Raw genomic sequence first — 21,188 nt, forward strand, 5'->3', positions numbered from 1 at the left:
CAGCGCGGACTTCAGCGGGGTCTGCTGGCTGTTGCCGGCAATCCAGTGAGGTGAATCCTAGACGTCGACTATTGGCTTTGGCAAACCCCCTTAAAACCAAAGCGCTTTTGTTGTTAGTTCACTACTAATCGGCTTTAGATTCTTTACTCAATTTCCGTCGCGGCAAGGCGATCACATATATTCCTTAACAGCGCACCTTTGGAAACACGGGGAAATGCTGATCCCCGGACCCAGGCAGTACCGAAGGCAAACCGATCTGTAGGAAATTGTAGTTTCGCTACGGAAAGGCAGGCGCCGGCACCGCTCCGCAAGACGGTGCCTACGTGCTGTCAATCTTGAACCCTCAGGAGTGAATCAATGAAAAATCGTTCCGCCGACAAAAATACGGGACAGTTGGAGACAGGCTTCCCCTTCCAGCGAACCGGTACGCTCGTAGCACAATCCGTCGCCTTGGCCATGCTGGGTACTGGCATGGCTTACGCCGCCGAGGTTGAGAAAGCCGAAGCCATTACGGTTACAGGCATCCGCGGCTCCATCGAGAAGTCGATTCTCGCCAAGAAGAAGTCCAACTCGATTGTTGAAGCCGTTTCGGCGGAAGATATCGGCAAGCTGCCAGACAACAGCATCGCCGAGTCCATTGCGCGCCTGCCTGGCCTCTCCGCCCAGCGCGTTGCTGGCCGTGCACAGGTCATCAGCGTTCGCGGCCTGTCGCCTGACTTTGCCACGACCTTGCTGAACGGCCGTGAAATGGTGAGCACGGGTGACAACCGCAGCGTCGAGTTTGATCAGTACCCCTCCGAACTGCTGAGCGCTGTGAACATCTTCAAGACTCCTGATGCCGGCCTCGTGGGCCAGGGTCTGTCGGGCACCATCGACATGCAGACGGTCCGCCCACTCAGTTACAACAACCGCGTCATTACCGGTAATGCCCGCTGGCAAGATAGCTCGCTGGGTGATGCCGGTAACGCGAAAGGCACGGGCAACCGCCTGAGCGCGAGCTACATTGACCAGTTTGCAAACCGTACCATCGGCCTGGCAATCGGCTTTGCTCATCAAGAAACCCCGATCCAGGAAAATCAGGTCGGTATGTACGAGCCATGGCAGTCGATTGGCGATGGCTGGCGTCCTGGTGTTGCTGCTGGCACGGCCTACTCGGATGGTATCAAGGCACTGCGTCGTACCGGCGTGACCAAGCGCGATGGGGTAATGGCCACACTTGAAGTTCGTGCCTCCGATAGCTGGACCAGCGTCGTCGACCTGTTCCACTCCAAGGCCGAGCAAGAAGACACGGCCAATCAGATCGAAATCCATATTGGCGGCTACAACGGCGGCTACAACCCTGGCCTGAACCTGACCAATGTTTCCGTCAACTCCAACGGCTCCTTTGCCGGCGGTGTGGCCAGTGGCGTGTACCCGCTTGTCCGCGGCATGTACAACAAGCGTGACGACAAGATCAATGCATTCGGCTGGAGCAACACCTTCAAGCTGGGTAGCAGCAAACTGGTTGCCGATGTGAGCCACTCCAAAGCGAAGCGTGATGAGCTGAGCCTGGAAAACAATACGCAGCTGGCTCCTGCGCCGCAGCTTGATACTCTGACGCTGAAGATCAGGAGCGACGATTTCTCGACCATGACACCGGGTCGGGACTACTCGGACCCGAACAAGCTGTTCTTGCGCGGTACGATTTATGGTTCTGGCTACGGCAAGGTTCCGAAGGTTGAGGATGAGCTAACCACTTACAAGTTGGTCGCCACCGTACCTGCGCCCGAGCTGCTTGGCAGCTGGGTTCAGGATATCGACCTCGGCCTGAACTACGCAGACCGTCACAAGATGAAGCGTCAGCCCGAAGGCAATATCAACGTCGGCGCCCAAGGCGACACGACGATTGCCTCGGACCTGCAATATGGTCTCGTCGATCTGGGCTTTGCCGGCGCAGGCAAGATTCCGTCGTGGAATGTGCCCGGCGCAGTTGCCCGTTACATGACGTTCAACCCCAGCTCAACGGCATTCGACTATCTGGTCGCCAAGTCCTGGGACGTCGAAGAGCAAATCACGACCGGTTTTGTGAAAGCCAACATCGACACCGATCTGGGCGGCGTAGCCTTGCGCGGCAACTTTGGTTTGCAAGTGCAGAACACCGATCAGTCTTCGGAAGCGGTACGACTGACCAACGGCTCGAACCCCAAGCCAGTCATTGATGGCACTTCCTACACAGATGTGCTGCCGAGCATGAACCTGGCCTTTGACTTTGGTAACAATCAAATGCTGCGTGTGGGCCTGGCCAAGCAAGTGGCCCGTCCTCGTGTCGACCAAATGCGCTCTGCGCTTGAATTTGGTGTGGGTGACAACCCTGATGCACGTGATGCCCAAGGCAACCTGACGGTACGAACCCCGGGTGCCAGCGGCGGTAACGCACGCTTGGAGCCATGGCGCGCCAAGGCGTTTGACATGTCCTACGAGAAGTACTTCGGCACCAAGGCTTATGTGGCTGCTGCTTACTTCTACAAGAAGCTGGACAGCTACATCTACACCCAGACCCTGTCGGGCTACGACTTCTCGAACTATGTTGGCGATGCAAAGGTGATTCCTGGCACGACCGTGTCGAGCACCGGCAAGTACACCGCGCCGACCAATGGCAAGGGCGGTTCGATGTCCGGTATTGAGCTGTCTGCTTCGCTTCCGCTGGGTATGTTGACGGATGCACTGACGGGCTTTGGCGTTGTGGCCAGCGCCTCGTTCAACCGTAGCGATATCAAGATCGACTTGAGCCAAGAAGGCGACAACCGCGGCAGCTTGGGTAAGACCAGCATTGACCTTCCGGGCCTCTCGAAGCGCGTCTACAACCTGACGGCCTACTACGAGAACGGTGGTTTCGAAGCACGTGTCAGCCAGCGCAAGCGTAGTGATTTCATCGGTGAGATTGGTGACTTTGCTGCCAACCGCAAGCTGCGTTACGTTGTCGGCGAAAGCATTGTGGATGCTCAGGTCGGCTACAACTTCAAGGAAGGCAGCCTGAAGGGATTGGGTCTGTTGCTGCAAGTGAATAACTTGGGTGACGCGGCTTACCAAACCTATACCGCCACGCCTGACCGTCCGCTTGAATACATCAAGTGGGGTCGCACCGTACTGCTTGGTGCCAGCTACAAGTACTAAGATGCCCTATGGCCTTAGGGCCATTAAAGCAGAAGCCCTGCCGATGCAAATCGGCAGGGCTTTTTCATCATCACCGAGCCAGCCTTGGAAGTGCGTCCTGACGGAAAGTCACACGATGGAGTAGCGTCCTTTTGCCACTGTCGGTGAAGATTCAATCAAGACAAGCTCAATGTAGAGAAACTACGCAAGCCCACCAATACCTCTATCGGGCAGCGAGTATGCCTGCTTATCACTCACCAATCAGTACGCGACCTGCATAGGGTTGCAACGACAGTGCAAGCCTGCCTTGCTGCACAGAAAACACGGTCCCATGCTCGGCATCACGAAATATCAAGTTCACCCAGTCTTCAGGCAACTGAACAGTGAAGTTCTGTTCAACTGACGCGTTATTGCTGATTACAAGCGCTCGCTGTGCACCAAGGGCTCTTGGCAAGACGATTACATGATCGTTGGTTAGCATCGCCGGTCCAAGTTCACCGTGACGCAGTATGGGCAGGGCTTGCCTAAGACTGGTCAGCCGCCTCACCTCAGCCAGCATGGCCATATCCGGCTTGCCTCCCCGGTCAGTCCACGGATAGGTCGCCCGGTTGAACGGATCTTCGCCGCCAGTTACGCCCACTTCATCGCCGTAGTAAATGGCGGGTGAGCCCGGGTAGGTCATCTGGAAGAAAAGTGCCAACCGGTAACGGGCCTTGGCCAGTGCCAGCTTCTCGATGTTGCCATCGTCGTGATAACCCAGCACATGCAGGCTGCGCGGTACATCATGGCTCGATAGCAGGTTCATCAAGGCATGCAGCGCCGGCTTGGGGTACACCTCGCGCAGGTATTCCAGATTGGCGTACAGCTCGCTGGCCTTGCCGCCTGCTGCGTAGTCGAGCACCGTGTTGCGGAACACGTAGTTCATGGTGGAATCGAACATGTCGCCGAGGAAGTACTTGGATGAGTCGAACCAGGTTTCGGCCACGGTGATCGCATCGGGGCGCTTGGCTTTGACAGCCTTGCGCCATTCACGCCAAAAATCATCGGGCACCCAGGGGGCCACATCCATACGCCAGCCGGCGGCACCGCGATCCAGCCATTGCTGGGTAATGCCATCGGGTACGCCGAAGGCAAAGGCACGATACGCGGGCGATGCTTTGTTGAGCTCAGGTAGATCGCTGACACCGACCCAGCCTTGGTATTGCTTGTCGAGGTCGGTCTGCGTGGCATCGAAGCGGTACCAGCTCGCGTAGGGCGAATCGCTGCGGATCTTGCCACCCTCGAATGCACCGATCCCGGGGTGCTGGGCGAAACGATCAAAGTAAACCGAATCCCTGCCCGTGTGGTTGAACGAGGCATCGGGCAGCACGCGCATGCCGCGCTTGGCGGCCTCGGCAACCAGTTTGTCGAAATCGGCATTGCTGCCGAATGCGGGGTCGATGCGTGTGTAATCGGCCGTGTCGTACTTGTGGTTGCTGGCCGCCTGGAAGATGGGTGTCATGTAGATCGTATTGGCGCCCAGCGATTTGATGTAATCGAGCTTCTCGATGATGCCGGCCAGATCACCGCCAAAGAAGTCGTTGTTGTATACCGCATCCGAACCATCGCCCGTGCCGGGCTTGCTGGGTTTGTCGAGCCAGTTCGCGTGGAACTCGACGGTCTGGTCGTGATAGCGATTGACGCCCGGCTTCGGATCGTTGGCGGTATCGCCGTTACGGAAGCGGTCGGGGAAGATGTAGTAGTAGACCACATCGGCGGCCCAGTCCGGGACCTTGAAGTCGGCGGCGTAGACGGTATGGCGGAAGCGGCGCAGGCTGGCCCGGTTGCTGGGCATGGCGGCAATCAGCCCCACGCCGTTGGTGCCCCCCTCACGCGTCCAGTAAACCGACTGGCGGTTGTTCTGGTAGGCGTAGGTCTTGCCGGCAATCTTCAGTTCGAAGTAGTAGCCGTAGATGCTCACATCCTTGAACCGATAGCTACCCTGCCAGCGCTGCTGCTTGCCGGCGGCGGACTTTTTGAGCGGTATGCGGGCCACTTCGGTGTAATCGAGCACTTCCTGATTGCCTTCAAGACGGCGCTTCTCGATGACCAGGGTTGCGGACTCCACTCCCGCCATGGCGCTCAGACCGAAGTTCACCACCGTATCGGCTTTCACCGCACCGAACGGCGCTTTGTCGCTTGCTGCGCGGCTGTCGTGCCGCACGCTCAGCGCCACCGGGTCATTCACCGCGCTGACCACGGCATCGGCATAGCTCTTGGGGCCGATACTCAGCACAGGCTGCTCGCCATTGAAGGTCAGCTTGATGGTGTGTTCACCGGCAAAGTTGAAGCGCAGATTGCCATTGCCGCCACGCAGCAGGGGCTGTGCCTGAGCGGCTTGCAGCAACTCACCCTGCCCTGCCAGCGCCAGTTTCTGGCCGCCATCGGTCAGCCTGAATTCATGCAGGCCTTGGAGATCCACGTTCAGGTAATAGCCATCGCACCGATACTTGAATGCGTACTTGTCGAGCGTGGCCCAGTTGTTAAGGCTGCCGCGCAAGTACAGCACGGTGTCACCCAAGGGGGCGACAGGGCAGGCATTGATGCGCAGCGTCATTGGCTGTCCCTGCGCGGGCACTGCCACGACAAACCGGTGCCAGCCGGTGAAATGGCCTTTGATCTCCGGCCCTTTAGGCAGCAGCTTAGTCGGTGTACCGCCATAATCCGCATCTGCAGACCAAGCATCATCACCAAGCTTGAAGATCTGGTCACCGTGTAACTCAGTGATCAGTTCATAACGATTGCAGAACCAGTTGAAGCGATAGGCCTCTCTCGCCTGCCAGTTATTGAATCCGCCGCGCAGATAGAGATCGCGATCGCCTAATGGGTTGGCAACACAAGAATCCGTCGCTTGCGCAGACAATCCCGCCATCAACAGCAAGGCAAGGACAATACACCAAGAGAAACGAAGCAATTTCATGCCTTACTCACTCGTCGTTACACCTTGCATAAACACGTATCAAGTCGCGTATGGCAGCATGGCAGGTTTGACTTGAAACTTTACGGCTTGGTCACGATGGGCTCTGTAGGTTAACAGCAGGTCACTCTGCGGCCGTCCTTTGTCATGCCAGAAAAACGCGCCCAGACGATTCAGGTCGGCGTAGTGATGACGCAGTGCATGAAGCAACCAATCGGCACGTTGCAGGGTCATCGGCGTACAGGTCTGGCCGCGCAGGTCGTCATCGAGATCCAGCATGTGCGAGCGCCAGCCCTCGGCCAGATACAGGGCGGCCAGATCGCCGCGCAAGCCCGCCTGCCAGCGATCCACATGGCTTTGCCACCAAGCCAATACCTCCGCCGTGGCGCCGCGTTGCTTGAGGATAGCAATCAGCCGCTCGTAGTGGCCCAGCGCCACTTCCTTCTCACGGCGGAAGGCCGCGAGCGCAGCGTCCTGGCCAAGTGACTGCTCACATTGCAGCAGCCAGGCAAAGAAGCAGCGGGTCTCGAAGCGTTCAGCCAGATGGAATAAAGGCGCGCTGGTGCCATCACCAGAGCTGTTGAAGTGCCGGCAAGGGTCGATCGGGTACATGTAACCGAAGTCGAACAGGCGGATGCGCTGCCCGTCGTCGAGCAGGTTGCCGCTGCTGTAGTCCCATTCAAACAGTCCGGCCAGAATCAGTTCGCCCCCGATCTGGAACAGTTGATCGAGTTGGCGTTCATCCCATGCGGTGATGCGCTCGCCATTTACCCACTCGGACAACAACAGGCCTTTGCGCAATGAGCCGTAAAGGGTCTGCGTAATCGCACCGTAGCGTGCTTCACCATTCTCGGTACGCCGCAAAGCCTCGATCTGTTGACGGCATTGAAGCTCGTTCAGAAAGGAGGTGCGGCCATCATCGTTCTGCACCAGACACTCAGGCCGGGCCTGCTTGAGTGCGTAGTCTTTGCCGTCAATATTGAGCTGGAATACGCGCGCGGTCAGGCCCGAGTCGAGCTGACGACGCACAATGGCTTCGCCCTCCCTCAAGTCGACCAAGCGGCCCAGCGGGATCGGCAGCGCATCCTTGCTGCCGACCTCTACTTCCTCGCCACGCGACTGAATATCCAAGTTTCGCTGCTGGCGGATTAGATCGAGTGTTGCACTCGCAGTCATCGATTCAGTCATCCGGAACAGGTTTCAGTGAAGCGTAGATTGGGGTGAGCCCTACACTTAACCCTTGACGCCACCCGAGGTCAGGCCGGAGACAATCCAGCGCTGCGCCGCCAAGAACACCAGCGTGATCGGCAAGCCGGAGAGCACGGCCGCGGCGGCAAAGTCGCCCCAGCGGTAGTCCTGCTCGTTGAGGTAGTACTTGGAACCCACGGCCAGGGTGAGGCTGCCCTCTTCACGCAGCAGCACCGAGGCAACCGGGTACTCGATGATCGTGCCGATGAAGGCGAGCACGAAGACCACCATCAAGATGGGCACGGCCATCGGCAGCAACACACGGCTGAAGGCCTGCCAATGGGTGGCGCCATCGACCTTGGCGCATTCCTCGATCTCAACCGGAATCGTCTCGAAGTAACCCTTGATGGTCCAGATATGCATGGCCACGCCACCGGCGTAGGCCAGGACCAGACCGCCGTGGGTTTCGATGCCGAGACTCGGCACATATTTACCGATGGCTTCGAAGATGGCGTAGATCGCAACCAGCGCCAGCACGGCCGGGAACATCTGCAGCAGCAGCATGCTGTTGAGGATGGCCCCCTTGAAACGGAACTTGAGCCGCGCAAACGCATAGGCCGCAGTAGTGGAGAAGAACACGATCACCAGCGCTGACATCGTCGCCACCTTGATCGAGTTCCACAACCACAAGAGCACCGGGAATGGCGGAGTGACCAGATTACCGTCTGCGCCCACATAGGGGATGCCCAGCGCCAGTTTCCAGTGTTCAAGACTGATCTCGGTAGGGATCAGCGAGCCGGTGGCAAAGTTGCCGGGGCGCAGAGAGATCGAGATCACTGCGAGCAAGGGAAAGATGGTGATCGCAACCAGTGCGATCAGGAACAGGTGGGCGCCGAGGATACGCCAGCGTTGCTGTTTGCCAGTAACAAGTGCCATGGTCAGCTCCTTATCGCGCAGGCTGGTTGACTTTGCTGATCTTCAGATTGGCCAGCGACATCGCTGCCACCAGAATGAAGATCACCGTCGAAATCGCAGCGGCCAGGCCGAAATCCTGTCCCGAATCGCGGAAGGCGATGCGGTAGGTGTAGGACACCAGAATGTCGGTCATGCCCGCCGGCACCTTGGTATTGAGGAAGTCCGGGCGGCCGTCGGTGAGCAGCGAGATCAGCACGAAGTTGTTGAAGTTGAAGGCAAAGGCCGAGATCAGCAGCGGCGTCAGCGGCTTGATGATCAGCGGGGCGGTGATCTTGATGAAGTTGGTCCAAGGGCCGGCTCCCGCCAGCGCCGAGGCTTCGTACAGATCGGACGGAATCGCCTTCAACAGACCCGTACAGAGCACCATCATGTACGGATAGCCGAGCCACACGTTGACGATCAGCAGCATCAGCTTGGCCAGCGTGGGATCGGCAAACCAGGCCGGCTTGATGCCGAACAGCGCGTTGAGGATCGCGTTGATCTCGCCGAAGTTCTGGTTGAACAAGCCCTTGAACACAAGGATCGAGATGAAGCCCGGCACCGCATAGGGCAAGAACAGCAGGGTGCGGTACAGGGTGCGGTAGCGCAACGCTTCCCAGTTGAGCATCACCGCCAAGGTGCCACCCAGCAGCAGCGAGCACAGCACGGTGAGGAAGGCGAACACCACGGTCCAGATGAAGATCGAGAAGAACGGCCCCCGGAAATTCTCGTCCTGAACCATGCGCTTGTAGTTGTCGAAACCCACACCCACCTTGAAGCCCGGTTGCAGGCGGTCACCATTGGTGTCTTCGAAGTAGCCGGTATCGCGATTGGGCGTATAAACCGCCCCGGTTTCGGTATTGGTCAGCGAACCATCGGCCGCGGACTTCCACACGGGATTCTGCGGACCGAATTCACGTACGCCTGCGTACTCAATGATGACGCCATCGGGGCGAGCCAGCTTGAGAGCCATGAGACCATCGCGGTAAGCGAGACGCTCCTTCAGATTGAGCGGAGCGCCCAGCGTGGTCAGCGGCTGATCCAGCGGCACGAGTTGCAGCTGCTGCAAGCGTGATTTGCGCAGATCGACCGGTGGCGTGGCCAGCAATTTGTCGGCCGGCACCGCGGCGCCATCGAAGGTACGCGGTGTCAGCACGATACGCAGGCCGCCACTGGCGCGGTAAAGGTCGAAGTCCATCAGCTGGGATTCGTCCGGCACCATCTGCTCCAGCAGATAGTCACGCGCGCGGCTCTCGCCCAGCAGGTGCGCCGACGAATAGTTGGTGAAGCCGATCTGCGCGGTGTAGACGAGCGGGAAGGCCACGAATACCAGCATGGCCGCCAGACCCGGCAACAAATACCTGAACGCCAGCGCGGCACGATGCAGATACACGTAGAACGTGATCATCGTCGAGACCAGCAGAATCACGGCCCAGACAGGCTGACCCGCCAGATAGACATTGGCCACAAGATAAAGGCAACCCAGCGCCAGCAAGAGCGCGAGGGGCCACTTGAGCCAGCGGCTCAGTTCATTCGACATCATGGTTTGCTCCTCGGTTTAGCGCGTGTGGTGAGTCAGGGCGTGATTCATGGGCACACCTCACTTCACCAGCATGCGCGCCGCCGCGCCGTCGAGCGCGTCCTTGGGCGACTGCAAGCCATTGGTCACCGCTTCGAGTGCGGCATCCAGTGCCGTCCAGAAGCGACCGGTTTCAGGAATGTTCGGAATCGGCTCACCGGCCCGCGCGTTTTCCATCGTGGCGCGGATATGCGGGTTGCTCGCCAGCTCCTGGTAGAACGCCTTGTTGGCTGGCACGCCCAGCGGTACATCGGCATTGATGAGCTTGAGGCTGTCGGGCTTGAGCATGTGCTGTTCAAGGAATTCGCGCGCAATGTCCTTGACCTTGGACGGCGCGGTGACCATGCAGCCCACCACACCCACCAGTGGCTTGGAGGGCTTGCCGGGCACCACGGCCGGAATTGCCGCCACGCCGTAGTCGATGCCGACCTTGCGCGCGTTATCCCAGGCCCAAGGGCCAGAAATCATCATCGCCAGATCGCCACGGGCAAAATACGCTTCCATCTCGGCGTAGCGAGCACCCTTGGGCATCTGGCCATCGCGGATCATGCTGGCCAGCAGCTCGGTCGCCTGCACCGCACCGGGCGCATTGACGCCTACCTGGCGCGGGTCCAGTTCACCCTTGGCATCGCGACCAAAGATCTGCCCGCCCGCACCGGCCAGCATGGGCCAGGTGAAGAAGCTCTTGTTGTAGTCCCAGAGGATGGCCTTCTTGCCCTGCACCGCCAGCTCGCGATCGAGCTTGATGACCTCGTCGAAGGTCTTGGGCGGTGTCTTGACCAAGGCCTTGTTGTAGATCAGGCCGATGGCTTCGATGGCGATCGGATAGCCCCAGGTCTTGCCCTGATAGGAGAACGCCTTCCAGGCGGAATCTTCAATCGCATCGCGCACAGTCTTGCCGGGGCGCAGCGGGACGATCAGACCGGCTTTGGCCCATTCGCCCACGCGGTCGTGCGCCCAGCAAAAGATGTCGGGGCCCTTGCCTGCGCCAGCCGCTTGCTGGAACTTGTCTGGCGCGTCGACCGGGTGTTCCACCACGACCTTGACGCCCGAGGCTTCGGTAAATTTGTCGCCTGCTTTTTGCAGCCCGTTGTAACCCTTGTCGCCATTGATCCAGACCAGCAGTTTCAGCTTGTCGGCAGCGAGGCCGGTGCTGGAGAGGCTGGTGAGGGCGGCGGCAAGAATCAGGTGGCGACGGAGACGGGCATTGATGGCCCGGCTCACGCCTGCGCTCCCGGACTGACGGCGTGGCGTTTGTAGGCCTTGCCTTCAGCATCGAACAGATAGGTGGCCTCGGCGGGAATGCCCAAGGTCAGCGCATCGCCACCGTGTACACGTACACGGCCATCGAACTCACAGGTCAGCGCATCTTCCACGCCAGGGAAGCCGCAATAAGCGTGTGTGGCTCCACCGAGCAGTTCTACGAAGGTAACGGTGGTCTGGATAGCGTTATCGGTGCCACCGGGAACAAAGTGCTCGGGGCGGATACCCAGGGTGACCTTGTCGCCTGCCTTGGCGGTACTGGCATCGACCAGACAACGCACGGTTTCGCCCGTGGCCAGACGTACCAAGGCATTGGCGCTACCAGCCTCGACAATCTCGGCATTGATGAAGTTCATCTTCGGCGAGCCGATAAAGCCCGCCACGAACAGGTTGACCGGGTGCTCGTAGAGTTCGAGCGGCGAGCCGACCTGCTCGACCTTGCCAGCCGATAGCACGACAATCTTGTCGGCCAGCGTCATGGCTTCGACCTGATCGTGCGTCACATAGATCATCGTGGTCTTGAGGTCTTCGTGCAGCTTGGCAAATTCGTAGCGCATCTTCACGCGCAGGCCGGCATCCAGATTCGAGAGCGGCTCATCGAACAGGAACACCTCCGGCTTGCGTACGATGGCGCGGCCAATGGCGACGCGCTGGCGCTGGCCACCCGAGAGATCCTTGGGCTTGCGGTCCAGCAGGTGCTCGATATGGAGGATCTTGGCTGCTTGGCGAACAGCCCGCTCGATCTCGTCTTTGGGAACCTTGGCGAGCTTGAGACCAAACGCCATGTTGTCGTACAGGTTCATATGCGGATACAGCGCATAAGACTGGAACACCATGGCAATGCCCCGTTCAGCCGGCGGGACATCGTTGACGACACGTTCACCGATCGACAGATTGCCCGAGGTGATGTCCTCAAGGCCCGCGATGGTACGCAGCAAGGTGGATTTGCCACAGCCCGAGGGGCCGACGAACACCACGAACTCGCCATCCTCGATCTGGAGGTTGACGTCGTTCAGGATGCGCACGTCGCCATACGACTTGTGGACGTTTACAAGGCTCACTCCAGCCATTTGCGGTCTCCTGGCCGATCTGCTGTCGGCTCTTGGGGATGGTTTCGGTTAGGGAACGTGCCGGTCGGGTCAGCTACCCGCCAGCATTCGAATCGTTAATCGTGACGCGGTGTTACACAGGGTCCGCACACCGCCAGCAAAACCATCATACCGTGCTGATTCAAGGGTGTGCGTTCCAAAGCGCTTAGAGCAAATTCATGTATTCAAGGGCGCAACGCGGCGGCTTCGGCTGCCAGTTGGGTGATGCCCGCCCAGTCGCCGCCGGCCACCTTATCCTTGGGTACCAGCCAGGAACCACCTACGCAACCTACATTGGGCAGCGCCAGCAGTTTGGGGGCGCTATCGAGCGTGACGCCACCGGTCGGGCAGAACAGCACATTGGGGAACGGACCGCCGAGTGCCTTGAGCATGTTCAGGCCACCCGCCTGCTCGGCCGGGAACAGCTTCATCGCATCGAAACCATGACGCAGCGCGGCGATCACTTCGGAGGGCGTCATCACACCGGGCAGCAGTGGCATGCCGGCCAGCTTGGCCGCTTCGGCCAACTCATCAGTAAGACCCGGTGTCACGGCAAACTTGGCGCCGGCGGCCTTTACCTGGGCAAACTGTTCAGGGCTGGTAACGGTGCCGACGCCAACAATGGCCTCCGGCACGCTGTCGGCAATCGCCTTGATGGCATCCATGGCCACGGCCGTGCGTAGCGTGACTTCGAGTACTCGGATGCCACCAGCAACCAGTGCGCGAGCCAGCGGCACAGCGTCGTCGAGACGCTCGATGACAATCACCGGCATGACCGGTGCCGAACGCATGATGTCGCGGATATTCATGATTAGACCTTGTTCTCGTGGTTGAGCATGAAGCTCATCGCGCCCTCTTCCGCGCCCGTTGCCACGTGGCGGAAGCTGGCAAACAGTTCGCGGCCGCAGCCATTGTTGTTACCCGACATATCTGCCGTAGCCACTTCACGCGCAGCCCAGGTGGCTGCATCGACTCGGGCTTCGAGCACGCCGGTTTCGGCATCCAGGCGAATCACATCACCCGTGCGCACCTTGCCCAGCGGGCCACCGGCCAGCACTTCGGGGGTGATATGAATAGCAGCCGGCACCTTGCCCGATGCGCCGGACATGCGGCCATCGGTCACCAAGGCCACCTTGAAGCCGCGATCCTGCAAGACACCGAGTTGCGGGGTGAGCTTGTGCAGTTCAGGCATACCGTTTGCGCGCGGCCCCTGGAAGCGAACCACGGCGACAAAATCCCGCTCTAGCTCACCACGCTTGAAGGCGGCGATCATTTCATCCTGCGAATCGAACACGATGGCAGGGGCTTCCACCACACGATGTTCGGGTTTCACCGCCGAGACCTTGATCACGCAGCGGCCTAGATTACCGGCCAGCAAACGCAGGCCACCATCAGCCTGGAATGGCGAATCCATCGAAGCGAGTACGCTCTTGTCCTGGCTCTCGGCCGGCGAGTCCTGCCAGACCAGCTTGCCTTCGCGCAGTACCGGTTCCACCGCATAACGGCGCAGGCCCTGGCCCATGATGGTTTTCACGTCTTCATGCAGCAGGCCGGCATCAAGCAGCGTGCGGATCAGCACCCCCATGCCGCCTGCGGCATGGAAGTGGTTCACGTCGGCCGAACCATTGGGGTACACCTTGGCCAGCAAGGGCACGATGGCCGAGAGGTCATCAAAGTCGGTCCAGTCGATCACGATGCCGGCAGCACGGGCAATGGCGATCAAATGGATGGTGTGATTGGTGGAGCCACCAGTTGCCATCAGGCCGACCAGGCCGTTGACGATGGCACGCTCGTCGATGATCTCGGCGACCGGCAAGTATTCCTTGCCCAAAGCCGTAATGGCGGCGGCGCGGCGGCCCGATTCGGCTGTCAACGCGTCGCGCAATGGCGTACCTGGGTTGACGAAGGCCGTACCCGGCAGGTGCAGGCCCATGATCTCCATCAGCATCTGGTTGGAGTTGGCCGTGCCATAGAAAGTACAGGTGCCTGCGCCATGGTAAGACTTCTCTTCGGCTTCGAGCAGGCCCTGGCGATCAATCTTGCCTTCGGCATAGAGCTGGCGGATTCGCGCCTTCTCTTTGTTCTCCAGGCCCGAAACCATAGGGCCGGCCGGTACGAACACAAAGGGCAAATGGCCGAACTGCAGCGCGCCGATCAGCAGGCCCGGCACGATCTTGTCGCACACGCCCAGACAGAGTGCGCCATCGAACATCGCGTGCGAGAGCGCCACCGCGGTGGACATGGCGATCACGTCGCGGCTGAACAGGCTCAGCTCCATGCCGGGTTGGCCTTGGGTCACGCCGTCGCACATGGCGGGCACGCCGCCAGCAAACTGGGCCGATGCGCCGACTTCACGCGCAGCGGCCTTGATGATCTCGGGGTAATGCTCCAGCGGCTGATGCGCTGAGAGCATGTCGTTATAAGCCGACACGATGGCCAGATTGGCCTGACGCTGTTCGCGCAGCAAGATCTTGTCGCCCGCCGGCGCGGCCGCATAAGCGTGCGCCAGATTGGTACACGACAAACCCTTGCGCACGGGCTCCTTGGCTGCCCAGCTGGCCACCTTGGCCATGTAGGCATCGCGGCTGGGCCGGCTCTTTTCCTGGATGCGCCGGGTGACTTCAACCAGGCGGGGATGCAGACTCATCAATCGTCTCCGTCATGCTCACGGGTGCGGTGCCACCACGCGACACCAGCGTCGCGCCCGGGCCTTGCTCACCACGAGGCAAACCCGCAGCAAGTCCACACGTTTCGACCATGGTAGTTTTACTACAAACAAAAGGCAAGCCATGCAGCCGGTTTGCTTAACGCAGCATCGCCACAACGCAACAGCGAGCGCCCGACAACCTAGCAAGCGCTCACCTAGAAAATGCGGTTCGACTACATCTCGACACCCATGCCGCGACGCCAAGCCGATAGCGCACAAGGCGCCACGGGCAACAAAACTACATTGCGACGACTACAGGAAAGTAGTATTGTTTCAGAAAACCGGCGCATAGCTTGATTCAGGCAAACAGCAGCGCAGCAAGGGATCAAGTGATGGCAGGGCAGCACAAGGGGCTTCACGCTTCGCGTAGTCCGACTACGTTGCACCCCGAGTCGCTCCGTGCAGAACCATGATGTCGCACAGGCCAGTTTGCCTGCTTGCCGGTACTAACCAGTCCAATCTAGTTTCAACGCGGGGATAGCAGGATGAGTGCGATTCAACCCTTTGACATGGTGCTGTTCGGCGGCACGGGTGACCTGGTCATGCGCAAGCTTTTGCCTGCGCTCTATCGCCAGCACATGGATGGCCACTTGCCTGAGCAGGGACGCATCCTGTGTCTGGGCCGCAGCCAGCCGGATCAAGCCGCTTACCTCGCGATGGCGGAAAAGGCTGCCAAACAGTATCTGGGCGATGTGTTTACCGCCAAGGACTGGGCTGGTTTCGCTGCACGCCTCAACTATCTGAAGCTGGACGCCGGCGACAAAGCCGCCTACACGGCGCTGGCCGACAAGCTGAACGAATTCCCCGAGCACGTGCGCGTGTTCTATCTGGCTACCGCCCCCAACCTGTTCGCCGGCATCTGCGAGAACCTCGCATCGGTCAGTCTGAACAAGGGCAGCGCGCGTGTGGTGCTGGAAAAGCCGCTGGGTCATGATCTTGCATCCTCGCAAGCCATCAACGCCCAAGTCGGCAAGTTCTTCAAAGAAAGCCAGATCTACCGGATCGACCACTACCTCGGCAAAGAGGCGGTGCAGAACCTGCTGGCCCTGCGTTTTGGCAATACCTTCTTCGAGCCGCTGTGGCGCCGCGAATGGATCAGTGACGTGCAGATCACCGTAACCGAACAGGTCGGTGTGGAAGGCCGTGGGGATTTCTACGACAAGGCCGGCGCCCTGCGCGACATGGTGCAGAACCATCTGGTGCAGCTCTTGTGCTTCATTGCCATGGAGCCGCCCGCCAGCGTAGACCCTGACGCCGTTCGTGACGAAAAGCTCAAGGTGCTGCGGGCCCTGCGCCGCTTCGGGCCGCAGGAAGTCGCTTCCAAGACTGTGCGCGGCCAGTACAAGGCAGGCGCGAGTGCTGGCAAACCAGCGGTGGGTTACCTGGACGAAGCCGGTATTGCCGCCGACAGCAAGACCGAGACCTTTGTCGCCATCAAGGGCGAGATCGATACCTGGCGCTGGGCCGGCGTGCCCTTCTACTTGCGCACCGGCAAGCGCATGCAGGATCGCCTAGCCGAGATCGTGATCAATTTCCGCCAGGTGCCACACTCGATTTTCCAGCTGCCCACGGCCACGACCAGCAACCGCCTGGTGATCCGCCTGCAGCCCGAGGAAAGCGTGGAGATGTACCTGCTCGCCAAACAGCCGGGCGATCAGATGAAGCTCAAGCAGGTGCACCTTGATCTCGACTTCAAAGAGACATTCAAGGTACGCAGCCCCGATGCTTATGAGCGCCTGCTCACCGACGTGATCCGCGGCCGCCTGACCCTGTTCATGCGCCGTGACGAGCTCGACGAAGCCTGGCGCTGGGTGGAACCTATTCTGGACGCCTGGGAACAGAGCGACGAGCCACCCAAGCCTTACACCGCCGGCAGCTGGGGCCCGGCCGCCAGCTCGGCGCTGCTGTCGCGTGACGGCTTCTGCTGGCACGAGGAAGGCTGACCGACGAGGCACAAGGGGCGCAGCATGCACGCGAGCGCCCTGTTGGACTGAATCGCTAGCCCTGTTCCCAATTTCTCACTCAGAGACCCATGTCCGACATTCCGTTTAACGAATACGACTCTCGCGTTGATCTTGATATCTCTTTGGCGCGGGAGATTGCCTCGGCACTTGAGCTGGCGATTGCCGAGCGCGGTGCGGCCAGCTTGGCGGTATCCGGGGGCAAAACGCCAACCGGCATGTTCCAGCAGCTGCGGCAAATGCGGATCGATTGGGACAAGGTCTGGATCACGCTGGTCGATGACCGCTGGCTGCCCCTGGATCATGCCGACAGCAACGAGCGCTTGGTACGGGAGAATCTGCTCAAGTACCAGGTAGAGGCAGCGCATTTCGTCAGCCTGCATTGCGATGCCGCCACGCCCGAAGCCGGCCGTGACGAAATCGACGCGCGTATCGCCGCCATTCCGCAGCCTTTTGACGTGATCGTGCTCGGCATGGGTGAAGACGGCCACACCGCCAGCCTGTTTCCTTGTGCCGCCGAAACACCCGCCGCATTATCACCCGCCGACCCGCGCCGCATCGTGGCGGTGAACCCCACCACCGCACCCTATGGGCGCATCAGCCTCACGCTCCCGGCGATTGCCAGTGCCCGCAATGTGCTGGTGCATCTGGCAGGCGCCTCCAAGAAATCCGTTTTCAATGCGGCCATGGCCGGCAAGCAGCTGCCGATCGCACAGGTATTGGCCGCTGCCTCCGGCACGCGCCGAGTTTACTGGGCTGAATGAATATGAGCGCCCCCTACCCCCGCCTGCTGGCCGATGTTGGCGGCACCAATGTCCGCTTCGCCTTGATCCGTGAAGCTGGCGCTGCCATTACTGACGAGCGCAATCTCGTCTGCGCCGATTACGCGGGCCCGCTGGATGCCGTGCGCGCCTATCTGACCCCGCTGGGCGTGGCGCCCCGTGCGGCCAGTATCGGCATCGCGACCGCCATCACCGGCGATGCGATCCGTATGACCAACAATCACTGGGCATTCTCGCGCGCCGAACTGCAAGCCGCGCTGCAACTGGATGCGTTGGCCGTCATCAATGACTTCACGGCGCTGGCACTGAGCCTGCCACTGCTGCGCGATGATGAACTGGTAAAAATCGGCGGCGGTGAGCGTAATCCCGATCTGCCGATTGCGCTGATTGGCGCCGGCACCGGTTTAGGTGTTTCGGGTCTGATCCCTGCACATCAGCCGGGCGACACACCACGCTGGATTCCGCTGCAGGGCGAAGGCGGCCATGTGTCGTTCTCGCCCTTTGACGAAAAAGAAGATGCCGTGTTGCGTGCGCTGCGCAGCGAGTTTGGCCATGTATCGGCTGAGCGCCTGCTGTCTGGACCCGGCGTGGTCAATCTCTACAACGCACTCGCGCAGGTGAGCGGCGCGAAAGCCGAAGCGCTGAGCGCGGCCGAGATCACCTCGCGTGGTGTTCAGGAAGCCGGCAGCCTGTGCCGCGAAACCGTGGACGTGTTCTGCGCCATGCTGGGCACGGCGGCCGCCAATCTGGCGGTCACGCTGGGTTCTCGCGGTGGCTTGTATATCGGCGGCGGTATCGTGCCCAAGCTGGGTGATTACTTTGCGCAATCGCCATTTCGCACCCGCTTTGAACAGAAGGGCCGCTTTTCCAATTACCTCGCGGCCGTGCCGAGCTATGTCATCGTCGCCAACAACCCGGCCCTGCGTGGCGCCGGTGCCGCGCTCGATGGCCTGCGCTGAATCCCGATAACAAGAAACAGGGAGACGGAGACAAGATGCTGGAAAAGATCAAATCACTGCTATCGGAGCTATCCAAGTCCGAACGCAAGGTGGCCGAGCTGGTGCTGGCCCAACCAAACTTCGTCGCCCACGCGCCGATTGCGCAGATTGCCGATATGGCCGGCGTCTCGCAGCCCACGGTGATCCGCTTCTGCCGTTCGGTGGATTGCACGGGCCTGCAAGATTTCAAACTGCGCCTCACCCGCAGCCTGGTGTCGGGCGTGCCGTATGTGCATAGCGCCGTCGAGATGAGCGACACGGCCCATGACCTGGCCGCCAAGCTGTTCGACAACACCATCTCCAGCCTGATGCGCACGCGCAATGAGCTGAACCCAGATGCCGTCGAAATTGCGGTCGATATTCTGGCCAAGGCCAATCGCATCGAGTTCTACGGCCTGGGCAACAGCGGCATTATCGCGCAGGACGCGCAGCACAAGTTCTTTCGCCTGGGTGCACCGTGCCTGGCGTATTCCGATCCGCATACGCAAGGCATGTCGGCCTCGCTGCTCAAGCCCGGCGATTGCGTGGTGGCCATCTCCAATTCCGGCCGCACCATCGACATGATCCGCTCGGTTGAACTGGCCCGTGAAGCTGGTGCCCATGTGATCGGCATCACCCATTCCAACTCGCCGCTGGCCAAGCGCTGCAATGTGGCGCTGTACGCCGATACGCCCGAAGATCCCGATCTGTACACCCCGATGATCACCCGGATCGTTCATCTGGTGATCGTGGACGTACTGGCCGTGGGCGTGGCGCTCAAGCGTGGCCCGGAGCTGATCGACCAGCTTGAAAAAATCAAACGCACCCTCAAGGAACGCCGGGTGCGCGGCTACGAAGACCGCTAAACCGCGAACCGCCTTGCCAACCCGATAGACATGCAGCCCACGATGACCGCACTGACCGCCCTCCCCGCCTGGCAAGACACCCTCAAGCATGCACAGCGCCTGCAATCGATTGATCTGCGCGCGGCGTTTGTCAGTGATCCGGCGCGGGCACAGCGCTTTCGGCTCAAGGCCTGCGGCATGCTGCTCGATTACAGCAAGAACCGTATCGACGATGCCGCGCTGGCAAGCCTGTTTGATCTGGCACGAGCGACCGGTGTGGAAACGCGCCGTGCTGCCCTGCTAGGTGGTGAGCGCATCAATACGACGGAGAACCGCGCCGTACTGCATACCGCACTGCGCGCACCGCGTGATGCCGATATCCGTGTGGATGGCCAGAACGTGGTGCCCGAGGTCCACGCCGTGCTCGACCGCATGAACGCCTTTGCCGAGCGCGTGCGCAGCGGTGAATGGCTGGGCCACGATGGTCGGGCGATTACCGATATCGTCAACATCGGCATTGGCGGCTCCGATCTCGGCCCGGTCATGGCTTGCCAGGCACTCAAGGACTACGGCACACCGCATATCGACCTGCACTTCGTGTCCACCGTCGATGGCTGGCAACTCGCCGATGTGCTCGAAGGCCTGGACCCGGCAACCACGCTGTTCATCGTGGCGTCCAAGACCTTCACCACCCAGGAGACGCTGACCAATGCCAAGGCCGCACGTGCCTGGCTGGTGGCGGCTGCGGGTGAGGCAGCGGTGGCAAAGCACTTTGTGGCCGTATCCACCAATGGGCCCGCCGTGTCGGCTTTTGGTATCGATACCGCCAATATGTTCGGTTTCTGGGACTGGGTCGGCGGTCGCTACTCGCTGTGGTCGGCCATCGGCTTGCCCATCCTGCTATATATCGGCCCGGACAATTTCCGTGCACTGCAGGCCGGCGCCCGCGCCATGGACGAGCACTTCGCCAACGCGCCGCTGGAGCAGAACCTGCCGGTCATTCTGGCCTTGCTAGGCATCTTCTATATCAACGGCATGGGTGCCAGCACCCAGCTGATCTCGCCCTACAACCAGCCGCTGCATCGCCTGCCTGCTTATTTGCAGCAGCTGGATATGGAATCGAACGGCAAGTCGGTCCGGCTTGATGGCGAGACGGTCAATTACCACACCGGCCCGGTGATCTGGGGCGAGCCCGGCATCAATGGCCAGCATGCTTATTACCAGCTGCTGCACCAAGGTACCGAGCTGGTACCCATCGATTTCATTGCTGCGGTGGCCAACCCCAAGAGCCCGCGCGAACATCACCTGATCATGCTGGCCAACTTCCTGGCGCAGACCGAAGCGCTGATGCGCGGCAAGAACGAAACCGAGGTCCGCGCCGAGTTGAGCGCTGCAGGCCTGAGCGGTGACGCGCTGGAAAAGCTGGTCCCGCACAAGATCTTTGATGGCAACCGCCCCACCAACACACTGCTGCTGGACCAGCTTGATCCAGCCGGGCTCGGCAGCCTGATTGCGCTGTATGAGCACAAGGTGTTCGTACAGGGCGTGGTCTGGGGGATCAACTCTTATGACCAGTGGGGCGTGGAGCTGGGCAAGCAACTGGCGAAAACCATCGAGGCAGACCTGCGGTCGCCCCACTCGCTCACTGCCCATGATGCATCGACCCAGGGGCTGATTGATTACGTACGCAAAGCGTTGAAGGCCTGAGTAGCAAGGATAACCACGATGCGCACCCCGTAGCGATGCGCTATAAAGT

General features: G+C 60.3%; 14 protein-coding genes. 6 read left to right on the forward strand and 8 right to left on the reverse strand.

Going from position 1 to position 21,188, the window contains the following annotated elements; genetic code table 11:
• The first annotated feature begins 357 nt into the window (after positions 1-357).
• Positions 358-3,153 carry a TonB-dependent receptor gene (locus tag O9X62_RS06825; RefSeq protein ID WP_269532050.1) on the forward strand — a complete coding sequence of 932 codons (2,796 nt, stop codon included), beginning with the start codon at positions 358-360 and terminating at the stop codon, positions 3,151-3,153.
• A 229-nt stretch (positions 3,154-3,382) separates the two neighbouring features.
• Here the strand turns inward: O9X62_RS06825 and O9X62_RS06830 are convergent, their stop codons facing one another.
• The 8 genes from O9X62_RS06830 to edd all read right to left on the reverse strand — a co-directional run bounded on the left by O9X62_RS06830 (position 3,383) and on the right by edd (position 14,807).
• Positions 3,383-6,091 (reverse strand): glycoside hydrolase family 13 protein, encoded by a 2,709-nt coding sequence (locus O9X62_RS06830; protein ID WP_269532051.1) that lies wholly within the window; start codon positions 6,089-6,091, stop codon positions 3,383-3,385.
• Positions 6,092-6,130: 39 nt separating this feature from the next.
• Positions 6,131-7,219 (reverse strand): hypothetical protein, encoded by a 1,089-nt coding sequence (locus O9X62_RS06835; RefSeq protein WP_269532052.1) that lies wholly within the window; start codon positions 7,217-7,219, stop codon positions 6,131-6,133.
• A gap of 102 nt (positions 7,220-7,321) precedes the next feature.
• Positions 7,322-8,212: a maltose ABC transporter permease MalG gene (gene malG / locus O9X62_RS06840; protein WP_269532053.1), complete on the reverse strand. Its 891-nt coding sequence runs from the start codon at positions 8,210-8,212 to the stop codon at positions 7,322-7,324.
• A 10-nt stretch (positions 8,213-8,222) separates the two neighbouring features.
• A complete protein-coding gene (malF, locus tag O9X62_RS06845) occupies positions 8,223-9,773 on the reverse strand; it encodes a maltose ABC transporter permease MalF (protein ID WP_269532054.1) in 1,551 nt (516 codons plus the stop codon).
• Positions 9,774-9,830: 57 nt separating this feature from the next.
• Positions 9,831-11,033, reverse strand: a complete 1,203-nt coding sequence (gene malE, locus O9X62_RS06850; RefSeq protein ID WP_269532055.1) for a maltose/maltodextrin ABC transporter substrate-binding protein MalE — start codon at positions 11,031-11,033, stop codon at positions 9,831-9,833.
• A complete protein-coding gene (locus tag O9X62_RS06855) occupies positions 11,030-12,142 on the reverse strand; it encodes an ABC transporter ATP-binding protein (RefSeq protein WP_269532056.1) in 1,113 nt (370 codons plus the stop codon). The genes malE and O9X62_RS06855 overlap by 4 nt, the downstream gene beginning before the upstream one ends.
• A gap of 203 nt (positions 12,143-12,345) precedes the next feature.
• Positions 12,346-12,969, reverse strand: a complete 624-nt coding sequence (locus tag O9X62_RS06860; RefSeq protein ID WP_269532057.1) for a bifunctional 4-hydroxy-2-oxoglutarate aldolase/2-dehydro-3-deoxy-phosphogluconate aldolase — start codon at positions 12,967-12,969, stop codon at positions 12,346-12,348.
• Between the two features lie 2 nt (positions 12,970-12,971).
• On the reverse strand, positions 12,972-14,807 hold the full coding sequence (gene edd, locus O9X62_RS06865; protein ID WP_269532058.1) for a phosphogluconate dehydratase: 1,836 nt from the start codon (positions 14,805-14,807) through the stop codon (positions 12,972-12,974).
• 545 nt (positions 14,808-15,352) lie between these two features.
• On the opposite strand from edd, the gene zwf reads away from it, so the two are divergent.
• From zwf to pgi, 5 genes are all read left to right on the forward strand, one after another.
• Entirely contained in the window at positions 15,353-16,810 is a 1,458-nt protein-coding gene (zwf, locus tag O9X62_RS06870) for a glucose-6-phosphate dehydrogenase (protein ID WP_269532059.1), read from the forward strand.
• Between the two features lie 89 nt (positions 16,811-16,899).
• The gene (gene pgl / locus O9X62_RS06875) at positions 16,900-17,592 is read left to right on the forward strand and encodes a 6-phosphogluconolactonase (protein ID WP_269532060.1); all 693 of its coding nucleotides are present in this window, start codon (positions 16,900-16,902) and stop codon (positions 17,590-17,592) included.
• Positions 17,589-18,569 (forward strand): glucokinase, encoded by a 981-nt coding sequence (locus O9X62_RS06880; protein WP_308446439.1) that lies wholly within the window; start codon positions 17,589-17,591, stop codon positions 18,567-18,569. Before pgl ends, O9X62_RS06880 begins: the two co-directional genes overlap by 4 nt.
• A 35-nt stretch (positions 18,570-18,604) precedes the next feature.
• Positions 18,605-19,453, forward strand: coding sequence for a transcriptional regulator HexR (gene hexR, locus O9X62_RS06885; protein WP_269532062.1), 849 nt, complete (start codon positions 18,605-18,607; stop codon positions 19,451-19,453).
• Between the two features lie 42 nt (positions 19,454-19,495).
• Complete coding sequence (gene pgi / locus O9X62_RS06890; protein WP_269532063.1) at positions 19,496-21,139, forward strand: glucose-6-phosphate isomerase; 1,644 nt, start codon at positions 19,496-19,498, stop codon at positions 21,137-21,139.
• Positions 21,140-21,188: the final 49 nt, after the last annotated feature.

Origin of the sequence: Chitinimonas sp. BJYL2 (genome assembly GCF_027257935.1) — a bacterium.
Classification (GTDB): Bacteria; Pseudomonadota; Gammaproteobacteria; order Burkholderiales; family Chitinimonadaceae; genus Chitinimonas.

Coding starts and splice junctions, on each gene's coding strand:
- O9X62_RS06825 (WP_269532050.1), top strand. CDS start 358: ATGAAAAATCGTTCCGCCGACAAAAATACGGGACAGTTGGAGACAGGC.
- O9X62_RS06830 (WP_269532051.1), bottom strand. CDS start 6,091: ATGAAATTGCTTCGTTTCTCTTGGTGTATTGTCCTTGCCTTGCTGTTG.
- malG (WP_269532053.1), bottom strand. CDS start 8,212: ATGGCACTTGTTACTGGCAAACAGCAACGCTGGCGTATCCTCGGCGCC.
- malF (WP_269532054.1), bottom strand. CDS start 9,773: ATGATGTCGAATGAACTGAGCCGCTGGCTCAAGTGGCCCCTCGCGCTC.
- O9X62_RS06855 (WP_269532056.1), bottom strand. CDS start 12,142: ATGGCTGGAGTGAGCCTTGTAAACGTCCACAAGTCGTATGGCGACGTG.
- O9X62_RS06860 (WP_269532057.1), bottom strand. CDS start 12,969: ATGAATATCCGCGACATCATGCGTTCGGCACCGGTCATGCCGGTGATT.
- edd (WP_269532058.1), bottom strand. CDS start 14,807: ATGAGTCTGCATCCCCGCCTGGTTGAAGTCACCCGGCGCATCCAGGAA.
- zwf (WP_269532059.1), top strand. CDS start 15,353: ATGAGTGCGATTCAACCCTTTGACATGGTGCTGTTCGGCGGCACGGGT.
- pgl (WP_269532060.1), top strand. CDS start 16,900: ATGTCCGACATTCCGTTTAACGAATACGACTCTCGCGTTGATCTTGAT.
- O9X62_RS06880 (WP_308446439.1), top strand. CDS start 17,589: ATGAATATGAGCGCCCCCTACCCCCGCCTGCTGGCCGATGTTGGCGGC.
- hexR (WP_269532062.1), top strand. CDS start 18,605: ATGCTGGAAAAGATCAAATCACTGCTATCGGAGCTATCCAAGTCCGAA.
- pgi (WP_269532063.1), top strand. CDS start 19,496: ATGACCGCACTGACCGCCCTCCCCGCCTGGCAAGACACCCTCAAGCAT.